Origin of the sequence: Rhodococcus sp. Leaf247, assembly GCF_001426185.1 — a bacterium.
GTDB lineage: Bacteria > Actinomycetota > Actinomycetes > Mycobacteriales > Mycobacteriaceae > Rhodococcoides.
Genome location: NZ_LMRP01000001.1, coordinates 345402 through 366252, shown reverse-complemented (window position 1 = coordinate 366252; position 20851 = coordinate 345402). Strand labels below are relative to the sequence as shown.

Annotated in this window: 20 protein-coding genes; 13 read left to right on the top strand and 7 right to left on the bottom strand. The window is 68.6% G+C overall.

Annotated elements, in window-relative coordinates; genetic code table 11:
- Window positions 1-47 precede the first annotated feature (47 nt).
- Together ASG64_RS01615 and guaA are read left to right on the top strand one after the other, a co-directional pair.
- Window positions 48-1820 carry a GMC family oxidoreductase N-terminal domain-containing protein gene (locus ASG64_RS01615; RefSeq protein WP_056072460.1) on the top strand — a complete coding sequence of 591 codons (1773 nt, stop codon included), beginning with the start codon at window positions 48-50 and terminating at the stop codon, window positions 1818-1820.
- 29 nt (window positions 1821-1849) lie between these two features.
- Window positions 1850-3442: a glutamine-hydrolyzing GMP synthase gene (gene guaA / locus ASG64_RS01610; RefSeq protein WP_056072457.1), complete on the top strand. Its 1593-nt coding sequence runs from the start codon at window positions 1850-1852 to the stop codon at window positions 3440-3442.
- Window positions 3443-3464: 22 nt separating this feature from the next.
- Here the strand turns inward: guaA and ASG64_RS01605 are convergent, their stop codons facing one another.
- Together ASG64_RS01605 and ASG64_RS01600 are read right to left on the bottom strand one after the other, a co-directional pair.
- On the bottom strand, window positions 3465-3695 hold the full coding sequence (locus ASG64_RS01605; protein WP_156388231.1) for a hypothetical protein: 231 nt from the start codon (window positions 3693-3695) through the stop codon (window positions 3465-3467).
- A gap of 1 nt (window position 3696) precedes the next feature.
- Window positions 3697-4947, bottom strand: a complete 1251-nt coding sequence (locus ASG64_RS01600; protein WP_056072455.1) for a PspC domain-containing protein — start codon at window positions 4945-4947, stop codon at window positions 3697-3699.
- 138 nt (window positions 4948-5085) lie between these two features.
- Between ASG64_RS01600 and ASG64_RS01595 the strand changes: the two genes are divergently transcribed.
- The 3 genes from ASG64_RS01595 to ASG64_RS01585 are packed head-to-tail and all read left to right on the top strand — an operon-like array spanning window position 5086 to window position 7960.
- Window positions 5086-6354 carry an ATP-binding protein gene (locus tag ASG64_RS01595; protein WP_056072452.1) on the top strand — a complete coding sequence of 423 codons (1269 nt, stop codon included), beginning with the start codon at window positions 5086-5088 and terminating at the stop codon, window positions 6352-6354.
- Window positions 6351-6992, top strand: coding sequence for a response regulator (locus ASG64_RS01590; RefSeq protein ID WP_042573103.1), 642 nt, complete (start codon window positions 6351-6353; stop codon window positions 6990-6992). Before ASG64_RS01595 ends, ASG64_RS01590 begins: the two co-directional genes overlap by 4 nt.
- Complete coding sequence (locus tag ASG64_RS01585) at window positions 6989-7960, top strand: endonuclease/exonuclease/phosphatase family protein (RefSeq protein WP_056069420.1); 972 nt, start codon at window positions 6989-6991, stop codon at window positions 7958-7960. Before ASG64_RS01590 ends, ASG64_RS01585 begins: the two co-directional genes overlap by 4 nt.
- 113 nt (window positions 7961-8073) lie before the next feature.
- On the opposite strand, the gene ASG64_RS01580 is transcribed toward ASG64_RS01585, so the two are convergent.
- Window positions 8074-9324 carry a serine/threonine-protein kinase gene (locus ASG64_RS01580; RefSeq protein ID WP_231568584.1) on the bottom strand — a complete coding sequence of 417 codons (1251 nt, stop codon included), beginning with the start codon at window positions 9322-9324 and terminating at the stop codon, window positions 8074-8076.
- 173 nt (window positions 9325-9497) lie between these two features.
- On the opposite strand from ASG64_RS01580, the gene ASG64_RS01575 reads away from it, so the two are divergent.
- From ASG64_RS01575 to ASG64_RS01550, 6 genes are all read left to right on the top strand, one after another.
- Entirely contained in the window at window positions 9498-10292 is a 795-nt protein-coding gene (locus tag ASG64_RS01575; protein ID WP_156388230.1) for a hypothetical protein, read from the top strand.
- Complete coding sequence (locus ASG64_RS01570) at window positions 10289-11875, top strand: DNA polymerase Y family protein (RefSeq protein WP_042573106.1); 1587 nt, start codon at window positions 10289-10291, stop codon at window positions 11873-11875. The genes ASG64_RS01575 and ASG64_RS01570 overlap by 4 nt, the downstream gene beginning before the upstream one ends.
- Window positions 11872-13110: a DNA polymerase IV gene (dinB, locus tag ASG64_RS01565; RefSeq protein WP_056069414.1), complete on the top strand. Its 1239-nt coding sequence runs from the start codon at window positions 11872-11874 to the stop codon at window positions 13108-13110. The genes ASG64_RS01570 and dinB overlap by 4 nt, the downstream gene beginning before the upstream one ends.
- A gap of 12 nt (window positions 13111-13122) precedes the next feature.
- Window positions 13123-13881 carry an alpha/beta fold hydrolase gene (locus ASG64_RS01560; RefSeq protein ID WP_042573108.1) on the top strand — a complete coding sequence of 253 codons (759 nt, stop codon included), beginning with the start codon at window positions 13123-13125 and terminating at the stop codon, window positions 13879-13881.
- Between the two features lie 84 nt (window positions 13882-13965).
- Window positions 13966-14508 (top strand): hypothetical protein, encoded by a 543-nt coding sequence (locus ASG64_RS01555; RefSeq protein ID WP_042573109.1) that lies wholly within the window; start codon window positions 13966-13968, stop codon window positions 14506-14508.
- Between the two features lie 46 nt (window positions 14509-14554).
- Window positions 14555-15508, top strand: a complete 954-nt coding sequence (locus ASG64_RS01550) for a HAMP domain-containing protein (RefSeq protein WP_042573110.1) — start codon at window positions 14555-14557, stop codon at window positions 15506-15508.
- Here the strand turns inward: ASG64_RS01550 and ASG64_RS01545 are convergent.
- Complete coding sequence (locus ASG64_RS01545) at window positions 15490-16338, bottom strand: helix-turn-helix domain-containing protein (RefSeq protein WP_231568585.1); 849 nt, start codon at window positions 16336-16338, stop codon at window positions 15490-15492. The genes ASG64_RS01550 and ASG64_RS01545 overlap by 19 nt on opposite strands.
- A 74-nt stretch (window positions 16339-16412) precedes the next feature.
- On the opposite strand from ASG64_RS01545, the gene ASG64_RS01540 reads away from it, so the two are divergent.
- Together ASG64_RS01540 and ASG64_RS01535 are read left to right on the top strand one after the other, a co-directional pair.
- Window positions 16413-16787: a VOC family protein gene (locus ASG64_RS01540; protein WP_056072449.1), complete on the top strand. Its 375-nt coding sequence runs from the start codon at window positions 16413-16415 to the stop codon at window positions 16785-16787.
- A gap of 54 nt (window positions 16788-16841) precedes the next feature.
- Complete coding sequence (locus tag ASG64_RS01535; protein WP_042573111.1) at window positions 16842-17135, top strand: putative quinol monooxygenase; 294 nt, start codon at window positions 16842-16844, stop codon at window positions 17133-17135.
- A 3-nt stretch (window positions 17136-17138) separates the two neighbouring features.
- Here ASG64_RS01535 and sigJ read toward each other — a convergent pair whose 3' ends face one another.
- The 3 genes from sigJ to ASG64_RS01520 form a co-directional block, all read right to left on the bottom strand.
- Entirely contained in the window at window positions 17139-18050 is a 912-nt protein-coding gene (gene sigJ, locus ASG64_RS01530; RefSeq protein WP_056069411.1) for an RNA polymerase sigma factor SigJ, read from the bottom strand.
- Window positions 18017-18772: an SDR family oxidoreductase gene (locus ASG64_RS01525; RefSeq protein ID WP_056069408.1), complete on the bottom strand. Its 756-nt coding sequence runs from the start codon at window positions 18770-18772 to the stop codon at window positions 18017-18019. The genes sigJ and ASG64_RS01525 overlap by 34 nt, the downstream gene beginning before the upstream one ends.
- A gap of 79 nt (window positions 18773-18851) precedes the next feature.
- Window positions 18852-20849: an SDR family oxidoreductase gene (locus tag ASG64_RS01520; protein WP_056069404.1), complete on the bottom strand. Its 1998-nt coding sequence runs from the start codon at window positions 20847-20849 to the stop codon at window positions 18852-18854.
- Between the last annotated feature and the right edge of the window lie 2 nt (window positions 20850-20851).

The window sequence follows — 20851 nt, the reverse complement described above, 5'->3', positions numbered from 1 at the left end:
ACGCTATCGTGGTATCGATCACGTTTCGGGTGAACCAGGAGGTCTCGATGGGCGACAACAGGGATTACGACGTACTGGTCGTCGGATCCGGCTTCGGCGGCAGTGTCACGGCGTTGCGCCTCGTCGAGAAGGGCTACAAGGTCGGTGTTCTCGAAGCCGGTAGGCGGTTCGAGGACGCCGACTTCGCGGCCACCAGCTGGGACCTGAAGAAGTTCCTGTGGGCTCCGAAGCTGGGATGCTTCGGCATCCAGCGCGTCCATCTGCTGCGCGACTGCCTCATCCTCGCCGGTGCCGGGGTGGGCGGTGGATCGCTCAATTACGCGAACACGCTGTACCAGCCGCCGCGGTCGTTCTTCCAGGACCAGCAGTGGTCCCACATCACCGACTGGCACTCGGAACTGACGCCGTTCTACGAGCAGGCGCAGAAGATGCTCGGTGTCGTGCAGAACCCGCACATGACGCCTGCGGACGACGTCATGAAGTCCGTCGCGGAGGACATGGGCGTCGGACACACCTTCATCCAGACGCCCGTCGGTGTCTTCTTCGGCGACGAGCCGGGCAAGACCGTTCCGGACCCCTATTTCGGAGGGGTGGGCCCGGACCGAGCCGGCTGCATCGAGTGCGGCGAGTGCATGACGGGGTGTCGACACAACGCGAAGAACACCCTGCTGAAGAACTACCTCGGGCTCGCCGAGCGTGCCGGCGCCGACATCGTTCCGATGACCACGGTGACCGACCTGACGCCGCGCCCCGACGGATCCTGGGTCGTCGCCACGCAGCGCACCGGCGCGTACGTCAAGAAGGACCGCAGGACGTACACGGCCGGCCACGTCGTGCTCGCCGCCGGTACCTGGGGCACCCAGCAGTTGATGCACAAGTTCCGGGACAACGGCTCGCTGCCCGGGCTCTCACCCACCGTGGGCCGTCTCACCAGGACCAACTCCGAGTCCATCGTGGGCGCCGGGAAGCTGACGTACGACCCGTCGATCGACCTCACCCGCGGTGTCGCGATCACCTCGTCGTTCCACCCCAGCGAGGACACCCACATCGAGCCCTGCCGCTACGGCAAGGGCTCCAACGCCATGGGTCTGCTGCAGACGCTCATGACCGACGGCGGCGGACGCACACCGCGCTGGCTGAAGTTCCTGGGCGAGGTCGTCAAGAACCCTCTTCGATTCCTGCGCATGATGAACACGCGGCACTGGAGCGAGCGCACCATCATCGCGCTGGTGATGCAGAACCTCGACAACTCCATCACCACCTTCACCAAGCGTGGTCTGTTCGGGCGTCGTCACGTCAGCAGCAAGCAGGGACACGGCGAGCCGAATCCGACGTGGATCCCGATGGGCAACGAGGCCACCCGCCGCATCGCGAAGAAGATCGACGGCATCGCCGGCGGTACGTGGGGAGAGGTATTCAATATTCCTCTCACCGCCCACTTCCTCGGCGGATGCGTCATCTCGGAGGACGTCGAGAACGGTGTCATCGACCCGTACCACCGCGTGCACAACTACCCGACGCTGAGCATCGTCGACGGATCGTCGGTGTCGGCCAACCTGGGCGTCAACCCGTCGCTGACCATCAGCGCACAGGCGGAGCGGGCAGCATCGCTGTGGCCGAACAAGGGGGAGAAGGACCTGCGTCCAGCGCAGGGGCTGCCCTACGAGCGCATCGAGCCCATCGCTCCCCACAAGCCGTTCGTCCCGGTGCACGCACCGGGCGCGTTGATGCTGCCGATCGTCGAGATCAGGACCCCCTCGTCGCCCACCGTGGCGTCGTCACGCGTCGGTGCTCCCGTCGGTAGCACCGGCGCGGCGTGAGGTCGGGCGCGCTCACTAGAGTGGTGCGCGTGACCGACTCCCAGCCGCAGGATTCCGCCCTCGAGAACACCGATCCGGTGCTCGTCGTCGACTTCGGTGCGCAGTACGCGCAACTGATCGCTCGACGCGTCCGTGAAGCTCGGGTGTTCTCGGAGGTGGTGTCCCACACGATGACCGTCGAGGAGATCGCAGCCCGGAATCCGGCTGCCATCGTCCTCTCCGGCGGACCGTCGAGTGTCTACGCAGAGGGTGCTCCCCAGCTCGATCCCGCGCTGTTCGACCTGGGGATTCCCGTGTTCGGCATCTGCTACGGCTTTCAGGCCATGGCGGGGGCGCTCGGTGGAACGGTGAGCCACACCGGGACACGCGAGTACGGCCGCACCGACCTCGACGTGTCCGGCGGAACGCTGCACGACGGACTGCCGTCCACGCAGCCCGTCTGGATGAGTCACGGTGACGCCGTCACCGAGGCGCCGGAAGGCTTCGAGGTGGTGGCCAGCAGCGCCGGGGCCCCCGTGGCCGCGTTCGAGAACCGAGCACGACGGTTGGCGGGCGTCCAGTACCACCCCGAGGTGCTGCACTCCCCGCACGGACAGCAGGTGCTCTCACGGTTCCTGCACGAGATCGCCGGCATCGCGCCGACGTGGACCGCGGCGAACATCGCCGACGCGCTCGTCGACCAGGTCCGAGAGCAGGTCGGCAACGGTCGCGCCATCTGCGGGCTGTCGGGCGGCGTGGACTCCGCTGTCGCGGCCGCTCTCGTCCAGCGCGCCATCGGAGATCGCCTGACCTGCGTCTTCGTCGATCACGGACTGCTTCGCGCCGGCGAGCGTGAGCAGGTGCAGCAGGACTTCGTCGCCGCTACGGGCGCGCGGCTGGTCACGGTGGACGCCGTCGACGTGTTCCTGCGGGAACTCGACGGAGTCACCGACCCGGAGACCAAGCGCAAAATCATCGGCCGGGAGTTCATCCGTGCGTTCGAGGGTGCGGTGACCACGGAGCTCGGTGACACCGCGGCACAGGGGGAGTCGATCGACTTCCTCGTCCAGGGCACCCTCTATCCCGACGTGGTCGAGTCCGGTGGCGGCAGCGGGACGGCCAACATCAAGAGCCATCACAACGTCGGCGGGTTGCCGGAGGACCTGCAGTTCTCGCTCGTGGAACCGCTTCGTCTGCTGTTCAAGGACGAGGTCCGCGCCGTCGGCCGCGAGCTGGGTCTGCCCGAGGACATCGTTGCCCGGCAACCGTTCCCGGGCCCGGGTCTGGCCATCCGCATCATCGGATCCGTCACCCCGGACCGCCTCGAGACCTTGCGCCACGCCGATGCCATCGCACGGGAAGAGCTGACGATGGCGGGTCTGGACTCGCAGATCTGGCAGTGCCCCGTGGTGTTGCTCGCCGATGTGCGCAGTGTCGGTGTCCAGGGCGACGGCCGCACCTACGGGCACCCCATCGTGCTGCGTCCGGTCTCGAGCGAGGACGCGATGACCGCGGACTGGACTCGACTTCCCTACGACGTTCTCGAGCGCATCTCCACTCGTGTCACCAACGAGGTCCGAGAGGTCAATCGGGTAGTCCTCGATGTCACGAGCAAGCCGCCGGGCACCATCGAATGGGAATGACGGTGTCGGCGGCTCGGTCGGTCTAGCGACGGCCGGCGCGTCGTCGGACGGGCGCCAGGACCATCGCGACCCCCACGACGACGGCGACCACCAGCACGGTCCAGCCCGATACGAGGCCGGACACGATGGCGGTGGGGTTCGATCCGACGATGGTCGGAACGGCGAGCAGCAGGTCCGCGATCCCTGCGAGGAGCAAGACCAGGGACGGTCGGCGTCTGGTCGTATCGGCCTGTGTCGCGTCGTCGGTCGTCATGTCATCCACGGTGCACCTCCAGATTTCCCATCGCGGTGTTCGCGTCGATCGTGAGAACCGGTCCGTCCGGCCCGTCGGTACCGCCGTCGACACTCGTTCCGTCGCCCATGCAGTCGGTGTTGCCCAGTGCGCTGTCACAGGTGACGATCACGTTCATCGTCGGCGGGACGATGATCTCGGTGTTGCCGACGGCCTTGTCGACACTGACGGAACGGTCCTCGGTGAGCGTCAGGCCGGTCAGGTCGAGCGAGAAGTTGCCCACTCCGGATTCGTATGTCGGCTGCAGGGCGGCCATCGTCGTGGGTCTGACGTCCACGTTGCCCATGTTCGGTGAGTTCATACCCGAGACGTCGATGTCCGACATGTCGACGAGGGACGACACGAGAACGAAGCCGGCCAGGGGCGCCGCGACGACGAGCAGTCCGTAGCCGCGTCGGGTGAACGCACCGATCAGTAGTCCGGCCCCGACGACGGCCAAGGCCACCGCTCCGACTCTCGGCGCCGTCACGACGGTACTTCCGGTGATCGCTCCGACGGCCACCGTCACAGCCGAGGCGATGATGGCCAGGCCGATCACCGTCGAGGTCAGGTGCGAGGTGTTCTTCGGTCGGACCGCCGGGACGAACGGCTTGCCGGGTTCGGGAAGGTCCCATGCGAACGGCGCGACTCCCAGCGGATCCCACTCCGGCGGTGAGTTCGGATGGACCGGAGCGGTGCCCTCGTCCTTGGACAGCGACACCGGGGCGGCCGTCGGCTCGTATCGGTCGGGGAGCGTCGAGAAGGCAGTCCAGGGCGCGGGGTCCGCAGTCGGTCCCGCCAGGTCGGCCGGTGACGGTGCATCGGGAGTTCTGCGATAGAGGAAGTACAGGCCGCCGAGCATCGCCAGCGTGGACACCAGTCCGGACCCCATCCCCAACGGACCGACGCTGACCGCGGCGATCACGAGGGCGACCGTCAGGACGACGGCACTGGTGTGCGAATCCGACGTCCGACCGCGTCCGAGCAGCGACTCGGCTGGGGACACGGTGTCACCGCGACGCGGAAGTACCAGCCACGCCGCGAGATACAGCACGATGCCCGAACCGCCGAACAGCGTCGACACGACGAAGGCGACGCGCACCAGGACCGGGTCCACGCGGTAGCGGTGGCCGATGCCGGCAGCGACTCCGGCTCCGGGGCCCTGGTCGGACAGACGGACGGGACGGGTGCGCCAGAGTTCGGACAGCTGGGCGGATGCGGTGGCTGTGGTCATGACGACCATCCTGCGTCCCGGGCGGGTCCCGGCACATCGGGGCGAACCCTGATTTCGTGAGGGCTGCAGACGGTCGTATGGGGGTGAACCCTGATACCGCGCGGCACGTTTTCGTGTCAGGATCGACGCGTGTCCACCCTGCCCGCACTCGAGCCGTCACCGTCGGCACCTCTGCCGACGCCTGTTCTGACGCGCCGTGCCGCGGGACGCATCGTCGGCGGTGTCGCCGGCGGAATCGCGGATCACCTCGGGGTCGACGTCTTCCGGGTGCGCGTCGTGTTCGCGGTGTTGTGCGCCGCGGCCGGTGCGGGTATCGCCGCCTACGGTCTGCTGTGGGTCTTCACGTCCGCCGGTGACGACGTCCGTAAACCGGATCGCGCGGAGCGTCGACGCGCGTACGGGCTTCTCGTGCTGGGCATCGGCGGCGCCGTCGCCCTGGGGTCGGGTCTGAGCGGCAACTCGTCGACCATCGTGGCCCCCGTCGTCGTCGTCGCCATCGGCGCGACGCTGGTGTGGCGCGAGTTCGACTCCGCCGGTGCGCATTCGGCGGGATCGCCGCGGCCGCGCTCGGCCAGGACAACCGTCCTGGGATGGGCGCGCATCGTCTCCGGCGTCACGCTCGTGGTCATCGGACTGTGTGTCGTGGTCGTGGCGCGAGTCGACGTCCAGGCGCTGCGTTCGTCGCTCCTCGCGGTGGTGGTGACTCTCGTCGGCGCCGTCCTGCTCACGGTGCCTCTGTGGATGCGGTTGTGGCGGGCTCTCGGGGAGGAACGGTCGGCGCGTATCCGCAACGACGAGCGCGAGGACATCGCCTCGCATCTGCACGACTCCGTGTTGCAGACGCTGGCGTTGATCCAGAAGCAGAGCACCGACTCCGCCGAGGTGCTGAGGCTGGCCAGAAGCCAGGAGCGCGAACTGCGAAAGTGGCTGTTCGGAGGCAACGAGACCGACCACGCATCGCTCGTGCGGGCGCTGGCCACGATCGCCGGTGAGGTCGAGGACCACTACGGTGTGACCGTGGATCCGGTGACCGTGGGCGACGTCGAACTGGACCAGCCGTCCGAGCGCTCGGGCATCACCCGTGAGGTCTCGACGGCACTGCTGGGAGCCACCCGCGAGGCACTGGTCAACGCTGCCAAGCATTCCGGCGTGATGTCGATCGACCTCTACGTCGAGGCCGGCTGCGATGCGGTGGACGTGTTCGTCCGCGATCGTGGGTGCGGGTTCGATCCCGATGTCGTCTCCGACGACAGGCAGGGTCTCGCCCGAAGCGTCCGTGCACGCATCGAACGTCGAGGGGGAGCGGTGAACATCAGGTCCGCGCCCGGTAAGGGGTCCGAGATCCACATCCGCGTGCCTCGCGACATGGGGGCGACACGTCACGACAGAGAGGAACGTTCCGCGTGAGCTGTCGAGTTTTCCTGGTCGATGATCACGGGGTGTTCCGCTCGGGTGTGCGAGCAGAACTCGCGCGGGAGAAGGACATCGAGGTGGTCGGCGAAGCCGGCGGCGTCGCCGACGCCGTCCGCGGTATCGACGCCACGACGCCCGACGTGGTGCTGCTCGATGTCCACATGCCCGACGGCGGAGGAGTCGCGGTGCTCCAGTCGATCGCCGAAGGCCCGGTCTGCTTGGCGCTCAGCGTCTCCGACGCCGCCGAGGACGTCATCGCAGTCATCCGTGCCGGTGCGCGCGGATACGTCACCAAGACCATCTCGGGGTCCGACCTGGCCGACGCCGTGCGCCGCGTGGCGGGCGGTGACGCCGTGTTCGGGCCTCGTCTGGCCGGTTTCGTGCTCGACTCCTTCACCGGACGCTCGTCGGTGCCGGAGCCACCACTGGATCCGGAGCTCGACTCGCTGACACCGCGGGAACTCGAGGTGCTCCGGCTGCTCGCCCGCGGTTACACCTATCGGGAGATCGCCGAGACCCTCTTCATCTCGATCAAGACCGTCGAGACGCATGCGTCCAACGTCCTGCGGAAGACACAGCAGTCCAACCGGAATGCTCTGACCCGGTGGGCGCACCGTCGGCGCATCGAATGACGCGCGGCACTCTCGCCGCGACGATCGTCGGGCTCGGCGGGATCGCTGTCGGACTGGCTGCCGTCGTGGCGTCATGGGTGGACATCCCGTCGATCCTGGTGGTCGGGCCCGCGTCGTTCGCGCCGATCCTGCTGTGTGCGACCGTCGTCGGGGCCGTGGTCTGCGTCGTCGCGCGACGGTGGTTGCTGGCTGCCGTGTCGGCACTGGTTCTGGCCGTCGCGTCGATCGTGGTGGTGCCGCTGTACGTGCCGGGTGCCGCGGGACTCGCGTCGGCAGAGACGGGCGGCGAGGTGAGGATCATGCAGGCCAACGTCATGCTGGGCCGGGCCGACGCCGATGCTCTGGTGTCGACGGTGCGTGAGCGTGAGATAGACGTCGTCACCATCGAGGAGATCACGCCGGAGTCGGTGGCGCTCTTCGAGGATGTGGGTCTCGACGAGGCGCTGCCCTACAAGTTCGTGGCTCCCTATCCGGGCGGCGCCGGCGCCGCGATCTACAGCAGATTCCCGGTGTCCAACGGTCGGGAACTACCGGGTTTTCTGCTCGCCGGTGTCACCGTCGATCTCGATGTGGGTGCAGCGCAGCCTCTTCGCGCCTACGCGGTGCATCCGATCCCGCCTTATCCCACTCCGACGCCGGTGTGGGCGTCGGAGTTGGACCTCGTCGCCGACGAGATGTCGGCCGCGGCGTCACGTCCTGGCAGCGTCGTGATCGGCGGCGACTTCAACTCCACGCATGCGCACTCGCGGTTCCGGAACCTGTTGTCCGACGGGTGGGTCGACGCCGCGGACGCCGTGGGTGCCGGTGTTCTGCCGACCTATCCGATGGACAAGTGGTACCCGCCCGTCGTCGGTATCGACCACGTCGTGGTGCGCGACGCGGGTGTGCGATCGCTCGACGTCGTGGACATCGCCGGGTCGGATCATCGGGGGCTGATCGCCGCCGTCACCGTCCCGACCATGCCCTGACCTCTGCCAGTTCACCCTTTCACCCATTTCCCCCGGCGAGTACGTCCATAATGTCGTTCCTGGACAGCGGATCACGACATTTTCGACGTACTCGCGGGGGACGGGGGTGAAAGCTACAGGACGAGGACGAGCACGATCAGCAGGAGCAGGACGACGCCGCCGATCGCCAGGTAGAGGGGCAGACCGGCGGGCGGAGTGACCTTCTTCGGCGCCTTCGTCTCGAAGGCGGGCGGCGAGTACGTCGGGCGCGGAGTCGGGGCGGCGGGATCGGTGGGCGACGCTGCGGTGGGACGCGGAACGCGGTCGAGCGGTGTGGCGGTGTCGGCAGCCGGAAGTCCGGTCATGGTGCGGCCGTGGATGCGTTCGCCGCGACGCGAGGTGCCCGGAACCCGTGAGCCCCGCAGAGCCCAGAACGGAACCTGACCGTCGGCGGCGCGCAACGGCTGGTTGATCACGGAGGTGGCACTGCCGTTCTTGCCGACGGCGAGGGTGACGAAGCGGGTGCGCACCTCGGCCATCGTGGGCCGACGAGCCGGGTCGGGTTCGAGCATGTGCAACAGAGTCGCCGTCATCGTCCCGCTCTTGCGCGGCGGGATGATGCGTCCGCCCGCGACGCGGTGCAGGAGGGCGATGGAGTCCGCGTCGACGCCGAAGGGCGGCTGTCCCTCCGTCGCCGTGTACAGCGTGGCGCCCAGGGAGAAGACGTCGCTGGCCTCGGTGGGGTCACCGCCTCGCGCCACTTCCGGCGCGAAGTAGGCGGGGGTGCCCGTGATGACGGCGCTGTTCTCCTCGTGCGTGTCGGTCTTCGCGCGGGAGATGCCGAAGTCACTGATCTTGACCATGCCCAGCGCGCTGCCGCGGTCGGCGACGAGAATGTTGCCGGGCTTGATGTCGCGATGGACGATGCCGGCGGCGTGTGCGGCGGTCAGCGCATCGGCGATCTGCGCGCCGATCTGGATGACCTCGTCCGGGGGAAGTGTCTCGGCGATGTTGAGTGCCATCGCGAGGCTGCGGGCAGGCAGGTACTCCATGATCAGCCACGGCTCACCGCTGTCGAGGGCGACGTCGTGCATGGCGATCGCGTGCGGGTTGTTCAGCTGGGCGGCCATGCGGCCTTCGCGCATGGCGCGTTCACGGATCTCGCGAGCCTCGTCGGGCGAGAGGTCGACGGTGGAGGTGGCCTGTTTGACGGCCACCTTGCGGCTCAGGAGAGTGTCCCCGGCCAGCCAGACGGCACCCATTCCGCCGCCACCGAGCTTGGAGTCCAGACGGTAACGCCCGGCGAGAAGGTAGTCGGGTCCGATGACCGGTCGCGCACGCCGGGAGCCGGCCACCGCTCCGTTGGGCTGCTCTTGGTCCGTCACGATGTTCGAGGTTATCGGACACGTCGACTAAGCGATGGTCGGGGCTGTCACCTGCAGGTTTCCAGGCGTCTTGACGTGTGAACCGGCAGGGGCTTTACTGGAGTTCGTTCGAAAGTATGTTCGAATTCTCGGTCTTCCCCCGGGGTCTCGATTGTCCCGACCTGGGAGTGCGTATGCCTGTTTCCGTTGATTTCGAAGGTCTCGAGGGCCTGTCCCGCAGCGAGCGTATCGAGATGCTGCGACGTCGTATCCACTCGACACCGCCGTCGGCTTCGGCGCACCCGACTCCCGCTCAGCCGGTCAGCCTCACCGCCACGGCCGCTGCCCCTGAACGCGAGCCTGCCCCGAGGCGTGTGCGTCCCGTGCTCCCGGTGCCGGCAGCGTTGTCGGCGCTGCTCCCCGAGGGCGGTCTGGCGCGCGGGTCGGTGGTGTCGGTGTCGGGAGCGGGGTCGCTCCTGCTGGGCATCCTCGCCGCGGTCACCGGGTCCGGTCGACACGCCGCCGTCATCGGCTTGCCTCGGCTGGGTCTGCTGGCCGCGTCGGAGATGGGTGCGCAACTGCACCGCGTGGCGCTGGTTCCGGATCCCGGACCCGATCCGGTGGAGGTCGCGGCCGTCCTGCTCGACGGTATCGACCTGGTGGTGCTCGGGCTGGGTGGCAGCGCGGTTCCGCCGTCGCGGGCTCGTGCCGTGGTCGCCCGTGCCCGCAACAAGGGTGCGACGCTGATCGTCACCGACGGTCGATGGGACGGGGCCGAGTTGCGGCTCGAGGCCCGGATCGACGGCTACGACGGGCTCGGGTCGGGTGCCCGCACGGGACACGGCCGGGTGCGCGCGGTACATCTCGGTGTCGAGGTCCAGGCCCGCGCGTCGCGTCCACGCCGTGGCCGGTTGACGCTGACGTCGACGGGTTCCGGCGTCGAGTGGGGAACGAAGGCCGATCCTGTTCTCGAAGCCCTGCCGTCATGACCAGCCCTGCTGCCGCTCGGCGCAGCCGAGTCCTGGCGGTGTGGTGCCCCGACTGGCCCGCCGTGGCAGCGGCGGCCGCAGCCGACATTCCGGCGTCGGCCCCGGTGGCCGTCGTGTCGGCGAACCGGGTCGTCGCCTGTTCGGCGACGGCGCGGACCGAGGGCGTCCGCCGCGGTGCGCGCCGACGGGAATCGCAGGCCCGATGCCCGGAACTGTATGTGGCACGGGCCGATCCGGATCGTGATGCTCGACTGTTCGAACCGGTCGCATCCGCGGTGGACGAGGTGGTGCCCGGCATCGAGGTGCTGCGTCCCGGGCTCCTGCTGCTGTCGGCGCGCGGTGCGGCGCGGTACTTCGGGTCCGAGGAGGCCGCGGCGGAGAGGCTCGTGGACACGGTCGCCGCGGTCGGCGTCGAGTGCCAGGTGGGAATTGCCGACGAGGTGAGCACCGCGGTGATCGCGGCGCGTCACGGCGCCGTCGTTCCGCGGGGCAGCGGTGCACAGTTCCTCGCGCCGCTCCCGGTGTCCGAGCTGTCCGCCGAGCCGTCTCTCGCCGCTCCGGACCGGATCGAGCTGGTGGATCTGCTGATCCGGCTCGGACTGCGCACCGTCGGAGACTTCGGCGCGCTGTCGCCCGTGGACGTCGCTTCGCGCTTCGGCACCGACGCAGTCCTCGCTCACCGCAGCGCGCGAGGTGAGCCGGAACGTCCACCGTCGGCACGCGTGCTTCCGCCCGACCTCGATGTCGAGTACCTCTGCGATCCACCGATCGATCGTGTCGACGCCGCAGCCTTCGCCGGCCGCGCCCTGGCAGAGAAACTGCACGTCACTCTGTCGGCAGCCGCGGTGGCGTGTACCCGGTTGCTGGTGCAGGCCAGCACCGCCAACGGCGAGCACCTCTCGCGCACGTGGCGGTGTGCCGAGCCGCTGACTCCGGAAGGCACCGCGGATCGAGTGCGGTGGCAGCTGGACGGGTGGCTCACCGGCCGCGCCGCGAACAAGCCCACCGCCGGCATCGTGGTGCTGCGTCTCGAGCCGGTGGAGGTGGTGTCGGCGGGGGCGCTGCAGTTGGGGTTGTGGGGCGGTGTCGGCGACGAGGACGAGCGCGCCCGACGCGCTCTGGTGCGCGTTCAAGGCCTGCTGGGCGGCGACGCCGTGCAGGTGGGTGTTCTCAGTGGTGGTCGCGGGCCGGGGGAGCGCGTGACGATGCTTCCGTGGGGTGACGAGCCGATTCCCGACGCCGACCCCACCGCGCCGTGGCCGGGCCGACTCCCGTCGCCGTCGCCGTCGGCACTGATGCCGACGCGTCCGGAGATCACGGTGTCCGACGCGTCGGGAATCGCGGTGCAGGTCACCGAGCGCGGCATGTTCGACCGTGTGCCCACGCGGGTCGACTGGGGTTCTCGCAGTTGGACTCTGCACGGGTGGGCGGGTCCGTGGGCGGCGGACGAGCGGTGGTGGGATCTGGGTGCGACGTCGACGGCTCGACAGGTTGCGCGGGCGCAGGTGCTGCTCGAGGACACCCGGGCGCTCCTGGTGTTGCACGACGGTGGACGCTGGTTCGTGGAAGGGATCTACGAATGACGGCGGAACGGGCACGCGAGAGGGTCGGCGAGGCGACGATCCTGCATGCGGACCTGGACTCCTTCTATTCCTCCGTCGAACAGCGCGACGACCCGTCGTTGCGCGGGCGGCCGGTCATCGTCGGCGGCGGAGTCGTCCTCGCCGCCAGTTACGAGGCCAAGGCGTACGGGGTCAAGACCGCGATGGGTGGGCGTCAGGCCCGTGCGCTGTGTCCGCAGGCCGTGGTGGTGCCGCCCCGGATGGGGGCGTACTCGCAGGCGAGCAAGGACGTCTTCGCGGTGTTCGAGAACGTCACCCCGCTCGTCGAGGGCATCTCCATCGACGAGGCCTTTCTCGACGTCACCGGCCTCGCGCGACTGTCGGGATCCCCGTCCGACATCGCCCGCGACCTGCGCCGCACCGTCGCCGAGGACGTCGGACTCCCCATCACGGTAGGGGTGGCGCGCACGAAATTCCTGGCGAAGATCGCCAGTGCCGTCGCCAAACCCGACGGTCTGCTGGAGGTCCCGCCCGACCGCGAACTCGAGTTCCTGCACCCACTGCCCGTGGAGCGGATGTGGGGAGTCGGCCGGGTCACCGCGGACAAGTTGCACGCTCAGGGAATCCGCACGATCGGAGAGTTGGCCGCGCACCATCCGGGCGCACTGGCATCCGTCCTGGGGACGGCTGCAGGGAGTCATCTGCACGCACTGTCCCACGGCATCGACGCCCGCCGAGTCAGCACCGGGAGAAGTCGTCGTTCCGTCGGAGCTCAGCATGCTCTGGGGCGTCGGCACAAGGACCCGGCGGACATCGACGCGGCTCTGGTCGCCTTGGTCGACCGCGTCACCTATCGGATGCGTAAGGGAGACCGAGCCGGACGCACCGTCACGCTGCGTCTGCGCTTCGACGACTTCACCCGCGCGACGCGATCGACCACCCTGACACGCGCGACCGCGGACACCCACCTCGTTCTCACTGCAGCTCGATCACTGCTCGCAGCATCGATGTCGACGATCACCATGCAGGGTCTGACTCTGGTCGGCGTTGCTGTGTCCAATCTGGAGGACGGCGCGGCGCACCAACTGGAACTGCCGTTCGGTCCCGTCGAGGACGAGCATCCGACGATCGACCGAACGGCCCTGGACAACGCGCTGGACGGCGTGCACCGGAAGTTCGGATCGTCGGCAGTGACACGCGGGGTCCTGCTCGGGCGCGAGGAGCGTCCCTCGGTGCCCATGCTTCACGACCAGTAGCGTGGACGGTCTATGAACATGACCGACGGTGTGGTGGACGTTGACGGGGTACTGCTGCACTACCGGGATTCCGGTGGCGAGGATGTACTGGGCGTTCCCGTCGTCCTGGTGCACGGCATGGGCGGCGACGGCGGTACGTGGAACACGTTCGCCCGCACACTGATTCGTCGGGGTCGACGCGTCGTGGTACCGGATCTTCGCGGGCACGGCCGCAGTGGCCGCGCCCCGAGCTACCTCTTCGAGGAGTTCGGCCGTGACATCGAAGCGCTGATCGACCACCTGTCCCTGTCGCGCGTCGACATCGTCGGGCATTCGCTCGGCGGCCATGCCGCGACGCTGGTGGCGCAGCGGAGACCGGCCGTCGTGCGCAAGCTGGTCGTCGAGGAAGCACCGCTGCCGATCCGGCCGGGCGACGCTGCACCGTCGATCGCCACCAAGTTCCCCTCCGCCCGCGAACTGCTGCACGCCACGACCAGTGCGATCCGTCATCCGCGCGCTGTCCTGGCGTTCGACCGTTCGATGACGTCGTCGGCGTTGGCGCAGTTCCGTGCACCCGACGCGCGGTGGTGGGAAGCGTTGCAAGACATCGATGCCGACGTCCTGCTCGTCGTGGGAGGGCCGACCGGGATGGTGGACCGGACACGGCTCGCCGCGATGACCGCACGGCTGGCGCGGAGCCGCGTCGTCGCCGTGGACAGCGGGCACAGTGTGCACCGCGATCGCGCGGACGACTTCGATGCCGCCGTCGGGCCGTTTCTCGCCGCGGAATGACACGGGCGGTCGATCGCTGTGACGCGGTCCAGACCTTGTCGACTTCACCCCGAGCGGGGCACCGCCGTCGCTACGGTCGTCGCCATGACGAGCCCCGAGAAGTTCACTCCGACACGGCGAGACGCAGCACTGGCGGCGTGGGCCTCCATGTACGCAGTGTCCGAGCTCAGCCTCATCCGCACGACCGGGCAGGGCGGGGCCGCCTACGCGCAGCTCCAGGTGTGCCCGTCGGGCGCTCGGTACCGGTCGGTCGTCGAGAACATGAGCCCGCGGGCTGCGCGAGAGCTCACCAACGGGTACCACGCCAACTTCCACCACCCCGTGCTCTACGCCAAGGCGCTGCGCATGGGCGCAGTGCGATTGGCGGAACTGGTGCCCGTGTCCCCGCTGCTGCGCCGCGTACTCGTGGCCGCGCCGGCCCTCGCGGCGACGGCGGACATCACCGAGAACGTCGTCAACCTCTACATCCACGAGGACGTCGACCGCATCACCGACACCACTGCCAGGGTGTCCAGCGCGCTGAGCATCGTCAAGTGGACCGGAACGGTCGGGCCGCTGATCTACATGACGACCGAGTTCGTGCCGTTCTGGTTCCGGGCGGTCGCGGGGCGGTTGTCCCGACGCTGACGCCGACAGACCGACACCGGGTGGACGGTGCGGTTATCTTCGAGGGATGCGCACCCCCCGTCCGGCAACGGCACTGTCTCTGCGCAGCCGCATCCGCCTGCTGACGGTCAGTGTCGCGGCACTGGCAGTGGCGATCTGTTCGGTCGTGATCTACATGGTCACCGAGGACGCGTTGCGCACCCAGCTCTCCGATCGCGTCGGTCGTGACGCCGACAAGCTGATCGAGAGCGACTCCTCGGGCCTCTCGCCCGCTGCCTTCGGGTTCGCCGCCGGCACGGGCGCCAGCCGGAGCTTTCTGCGCGTCGGTGTGGTCAGCGCCGCCGGTGACGTCTACTCCGCCACCGGCACCTTCGAACCGTTCGCCACCTCGGACGGGGTGCTCGAGGCACCCGTCGCGTCGGTGGTCTCGGGCGAGACCGACCGCATCGTCACGGATCTGAACGGCTACGCCGTGGCCATCGAGAAGGCGCCCAGTGGGTCGACCGTGCTGGTCGCCGAGTCGTACGACTCGCTGTCGGGGGTGCTGTCGGGTCTGCTCGTCATCTTCGTCACGGTCGGTGGGGCGCTGGTGATCGTGGCCGGGATGGCGGGGTACCTCGTCGCGATGACGGGACTACGACCGGTGGGTCGACTGACCCGCGCCACCAGACGCATCACCGAAACGGGAGATCTGAGCCCCGTCGACGTCGCGGGAGACGACGAGTTGGCGCATCTCGCCGATCGCTTCAACGACATGCTGGCCGCGCTGACGCGCTCACGGCAAGCGCAGAACCACCTCATCGTCGACGCGGGCCGTGAACTGCTCGCCCCGTTGACGGCGTTGCGTACCAACATCGAGCTACTGATCGAACTCGGCGAGCCGGGCCGAGCAACGGTACCGCTCGACCCGGAGGCCGTCGATCAGCTGCGTCGCGACATAGTCGATCAACTCGACGAAGTGGCGCACCGCATTCACCGCCTGGTCGACGATGCGCGTGAGGCTCACACGCAGGAGGCGTAGGACGCCGGCGGGCGTCCCACCAGCGCCGTGAACGCGCGGATCAGGTGGCTCTGATCCGAGTACCCGAGCTCTGCAGCCAGCGCCGCCCAGTCGACCGGTCCGCCCGCGTGCGCCGCCGCGGCGACGTCGAGCAGGCGGAACCGCTGCACGACCCATTTCGGTCCGACGCCGACGTACTCGGTGAACTGACGCTGCAGCGTGCGCAGACCGACGCCGGACAGTGCGGCGAGATGGTCGGCGCGCGTGATCGACGGATCCGCCTCGGCCAGCTCGACCAGCCGAGCGATCTCGGATGCGACGGGGTCCGGCGGTGGGCACCGCTCGACGAGCCAACGATCGAGGATGTGCGCGGCCGTGGCGGTGTCGACGGAGGGATCGAGGAGGCGAGCGGCCACCTCGGCGTCGTCCACTCCGCGTGCAGGAAAACCGGTCACCTCGCCCACGGGAACGATCCGGTCGGTGAGATCACGGACTCCGCTGCCGAGGAAGGGCCGGAATCCGCCGGGCCGGAACGCCGCCGCGACGGTGCGCCCCTGCCCGGTGAGGCGTCGTTCGAAGCGTTTCCGCATGACACCGTTGACCAACAGGCGTGGACGGCCGTCGTGCACTTCCGCGGTGAGGTGGATGACCGGCCGCGGAACCACCTCTTGCACATGGGGTTCCGGGCAGTTCCAGACCACGGACCAGATGTAGTCGACGAATCCGGAGATCACCGGCGACGGTCCCACTCGGCCGACGTCGATGCGCTCGACGGCGCGTGACGGGTGGAGAATGCCGGCACGAGCGCGCGCTTCTCCACGCTCGAGCGAGAGATCGCGGTCGTCCGACACGTCACGAAGCATAGGCAGGTGCGGTGACGCGTTTGTCCAATCCGGACGACGAACGGTGGACGACGATTGCGGTCATGACGACACGACTCGCGATGATGACGCTCGACTGCGCCGAGGTGGCACCGGTGGCGGAATTCTGGTCCGCGTTCCTCGGCTGGACACAGGTGATGGGGGACGGCGAGAACTACGCCATGTTGGCCGGACCGGACGGTGGAGCGGCACTCGGCTTCGGCAAGGTCGATCACTACCGGCCGCCGGCGTGGCCGAACGAAAACGGCAGCAAGCAGTTCCACTTCGACGTCGCGGTCGACGACATTCACGCCGCCGAGGCTCGTGCGATCGAGCTGGGTGCAGCTCCCGTCGACCCTCAGCCGGGGGAGACGTGGCGAGTGCTCAGGGATCCGGCGGGCCATCCGTTCTGCTTGACCGATGCCGCCAACTGGGGCTGACGCCCCCCGTGGTCGACTGGGTCGGAACCGTTCCCGACCCTGAAGGACTACATCGTGGCTATCACTGCACTGCTCGACCTGCGTCTCGACCCCGCGCGCCTGGAGGAATCCCTCCGGATCATCGACGAGACCCTCGTCGCGACGCGCGCCTTCGAGGGCTGCCTCGGCGTCGAGGTCACCGCTGACGTGAAGGATCCCGCCCACATCGTGATCGTCGAGAAGTGGGCGAGCGCCGAGGCCGACGCCGCCTATCGGGCGTTCCGTCAGACGCCGGAGGGCAAGAGCGAGCTGGGATCCATCGTCGTCGCCGCTCCTGTACTGACGGTGTTGGCTCCGGTCGGCGACTGACCGTCAGTCCTGCCACACGGCGGCATCGACGAGGGCGAGCTTGTCGGGTGAGCGGATCATGTCGATGCGGTTCACCCGACCGCTCGCCGACACGTCGAAGGACACCACCCCGACCAGGACGTCGCCGACCGACAACGTGAGACCGTTGCGTCCGTTCACTCGGCACGGGTGCAGCCGAAGGGAGTCGCCGACCTTCGCGGCGATACCCAGGAGGAAGCGCGCCACGTGATCGGCGCCCGTCACCGGCCGACGTGCTGCCGAGACGGCTCCGCCGCCGTCGCTGATCAGGACGACATCGGGATCCAGCGTCGTCAGCAGGTCGGCCAGGACGCCGGTGCCGGCGGCGCGCGTGAAGGCACGGACCGCGTCCGCATGCAGATCGGCGGGGACGTCGAAGCGGGACTTCCCGTCCGCGACGTGACGTCGTGCGCGGGACGCCAACTGCCGCACAGACGTCGGCGTCCTCCCGACGATGCGGGCCACCTCGTCGAACGGAACTCCGAACAGGTCGTGCAGGACCCATGACGTGCGCTCCGCGGGCGACAACGCTTCCAGCACGACCAGGAGGGCGAAGCGTACGGACTCGTCCAGAGTGACGCGGTCGGAGGTCGCGTCGACCGAGTCGACCAGCGGTTCGGGCAGCCACGGGCCGACGTATGTTTCTCGCCGAACACGTGCAGAGCGCAGCACGTCGAGGGCGGCTCTGGACACGGCGACGACCGCCCACGCTTCGACGTCGAGAATCGGTGACGACGCGTCGGCGGCCATCAGTTTCGGCCAGCAGTCCGAGACGACATCCTCGGCGTCGGCGTGCGAACCCAGGACGGCGTAGGCGATCCGGACCAGTCGGGGCCGTATCCGGACGTACTCCTCGGTGACGGTCACCGGGAAGGCGCGACGTCGCGATCGAGCCATTGCTCGAAGGTCTCCACCCCCTGCGGCCCACCCGGCGCCGGGAGCAGGCCACCGTTCGCCATGCCGCGGCCACCGGCACCCGGAAGTCGCAGAGGAACGACCAGTCGCCGTGATCCTCGTGCGCGGAGCACCCGGCGGGCCAGATCGGGTTGGTACTCCGGCTGGGGTCCCGCGAATTCGACAACGGCCGAGAGTGGTTGCGCGACTGCGAGGTCGACAATATGCGCGGCGACCTCCGCGACACTGACGGGCTGACTCCGCATCGTCGGGATCATCGCGATCGGGCCGGGAGTCATCGCCAGAGCCTGATCGGTGAACTCGTGGAACTGGGTGGCCCGCAGGATGGTCCACGGCACCGCGGACTCCCGAACCAGTTTCTCCTGCAGGCGCTTACCAGCGTAGTAGCCGTAGTCGACTCGATCACATCCCACGATCGACAGCGCCACGTGGTGGCCGATTCCAGCACGTTCCCCGGCGCGGAGCAGTGTCGTGGTGACGGCGCCGAAGAAGGCTTCGGACTTGCTTGCGGACATCGTCGTGACGTTGGAGGCGTCGATCACCGCGTCGACACCGGCCAGCGCGTCGTCGAGTTCCGGGGTCGGCCGAGTGAGGTCGATACCGACGGACCGTGCCAGGACTACCGGGGTGTGGCCCAGTGTCCGTAGGCGATCGACCACCAGTCGCCCCGCCGCACCCGTTCCGCCCGCAACCGCAATTCGCATGGCCCCATCCTTCCGTCATGAGGGCGCCTGATGGAACCCATCAGAGGGAAGGACGAGGCGACGGGGCGGAACGTGACATTCACCAGCTCGCGCCGGGTACCCATCGTCCGGCGCGACGGATCGCGCGGGGAAGGCGGAACTCGCGTCCGGCCTTCTTCGGCGCCCGTGGACCGGACGACCACGAACTGGTGTCCGTGCTGCCCTTCGCCGCCGCGCTGTCCGGGTACGCCTTGTAGTACGACGCCAGGACACGGTCCTTCGAGCGTGGCATCAGCAGGTTGCCCCATTCGGCGGCAGTGCCGGTGGGGACGTCGATGCGCTTCGGCTTCTCGATCAGGGCGCGCATGACCATCGCCGCGGCCTTCTCGGGTGTCTCGACCTTGTTGACGTTCTTGTTGCCCGTCGGCGCGATCATCGGGGTGTCCACCAGCGGCATGTGGATGGTGGTGAAGGAGATGCCGTCGGCGAGAGTTTCGGAGGCGGCGACGGAGGTGAACGCGTCGAGCGCAGACTTGCTCGCGACGTACGCCGCGAAGCGCGGCGGGTGGCTCTGCACCGATGCACTGCTGATGTTGACCACGTGGCCGAACTTGCGTTCCCTCATGTGGGGGAGCAGCGCCAGGATCAGGCGCAGAGCGCCGAAGTAGTTGACCGCCATGGTGCGCTCGAAGTCGTGCAGCCGGTCGGTCGAGAGCGTGAGCGAGCGCCGGATGGATCGTCCGGCATTGTTGATAAGCATGTCGACGTGGCCGTGGTCGGCCAGGATGGCGGGCACCGTCTCTGCCACCGACGCGTCGTCGGTGATGTCGCAGACGTAGCCGTGCGCCTCCGCACCCGTGGCGCGGATCTCGTCCACCACCGTCGTCAGCTTGTCGCCGTCGCGGGCGACGAGGATGACCCGTGCGCCCTTGCGGGCCGCCGCGAATGCCGACGCCTTGCCGATGCCCGACGATCCGCCGGTGATCACGACGTGACGCCCCACCAGCGGTCCGGCCGGATCGTCGCGACGAGCGCGATAGGGGTCGAGGTGCGCGCGCCAGTACGACCAGAGAGCGGGCGCGTAGTCCCGTAGTGGCGGAACCTCGATCATGTTCTTGCCCAGAGCCTCCCGCGTGCGGGTGGAGTCGAACTGCGTCGGCAACGTCAGATGCTCCGCCATGACAGGGGGGATGTCGTAGTTCTCGAACACCGAATCCCGTGCGGCCGCAACGTGCTTGTTGGTCGAGCGCAACAACGGCGTGACGACGGCACCGGGGATGCTGCCGACGGCACGAGGAGCGCCGGCGGCGTCGGCCAGAGCCGAGTAGACCTCGCGCATCGGCTGCGGGCGGGGGTTGACCAGGTGGAAGGCGCGACCGTCGAGACCCGGTGTGTGTACCAGGGCGACGAGCGCATCGGCGACGTAGTCGACGGGGACGATGTTCGTCGCGCCCAGAGCCGGCACCGTCATCGGGAGCAGCGACGGTAGCTCGGCCAGCAGCGAGATCAGCCGGAACAGGTAGTACGGGCCGTCGATCTTGTCGATCTCGCCCGTCCTCGAATCGCCGACGACTGCGGCCGGCCGATAGACCCGCCATGTCAGGCCCGGCGTCTCCCGGACGACTTTCTCCGCTTCGAATTTCGTGCGGTGATACGGCGTCGGAAAGCCTTGTCCGCGGTCGAAGTCGTCCTCGGTGAACGTGCCCCGGAAGTCGCCCGCGACCGCGATGGACGACACGTGGTGCAGGGTGGCGCCGAGTGACCGAGCGAGTTCGGCGACAGCGGCCGTTCCCTGCACGTTGGTCGACTCCTGTTCCTCGCCGGCGGTCAGGTCGTAGATCGCGCCGAGGTGGATCACGTGGTCGACCGCTGTCAGAGCGGACAGTGCCGACTCGTCGATGCCGAGGCCGGGTCGCTCGAGATCGCCGATCAGCGGGCGAACGCGGTGACCGGAGGACTCCGCGACCCCGCTCAGGCGGTGTTCCGAGGTCGGTCGCACGAGAACGTGGACCACAGCGTCGGCGTCGCGTTCGACCAGTCGGCGCACTACGGCCCGGCCGAGGAATCCTGTGCCACCGGTGACCACGTAAGAACTCATGC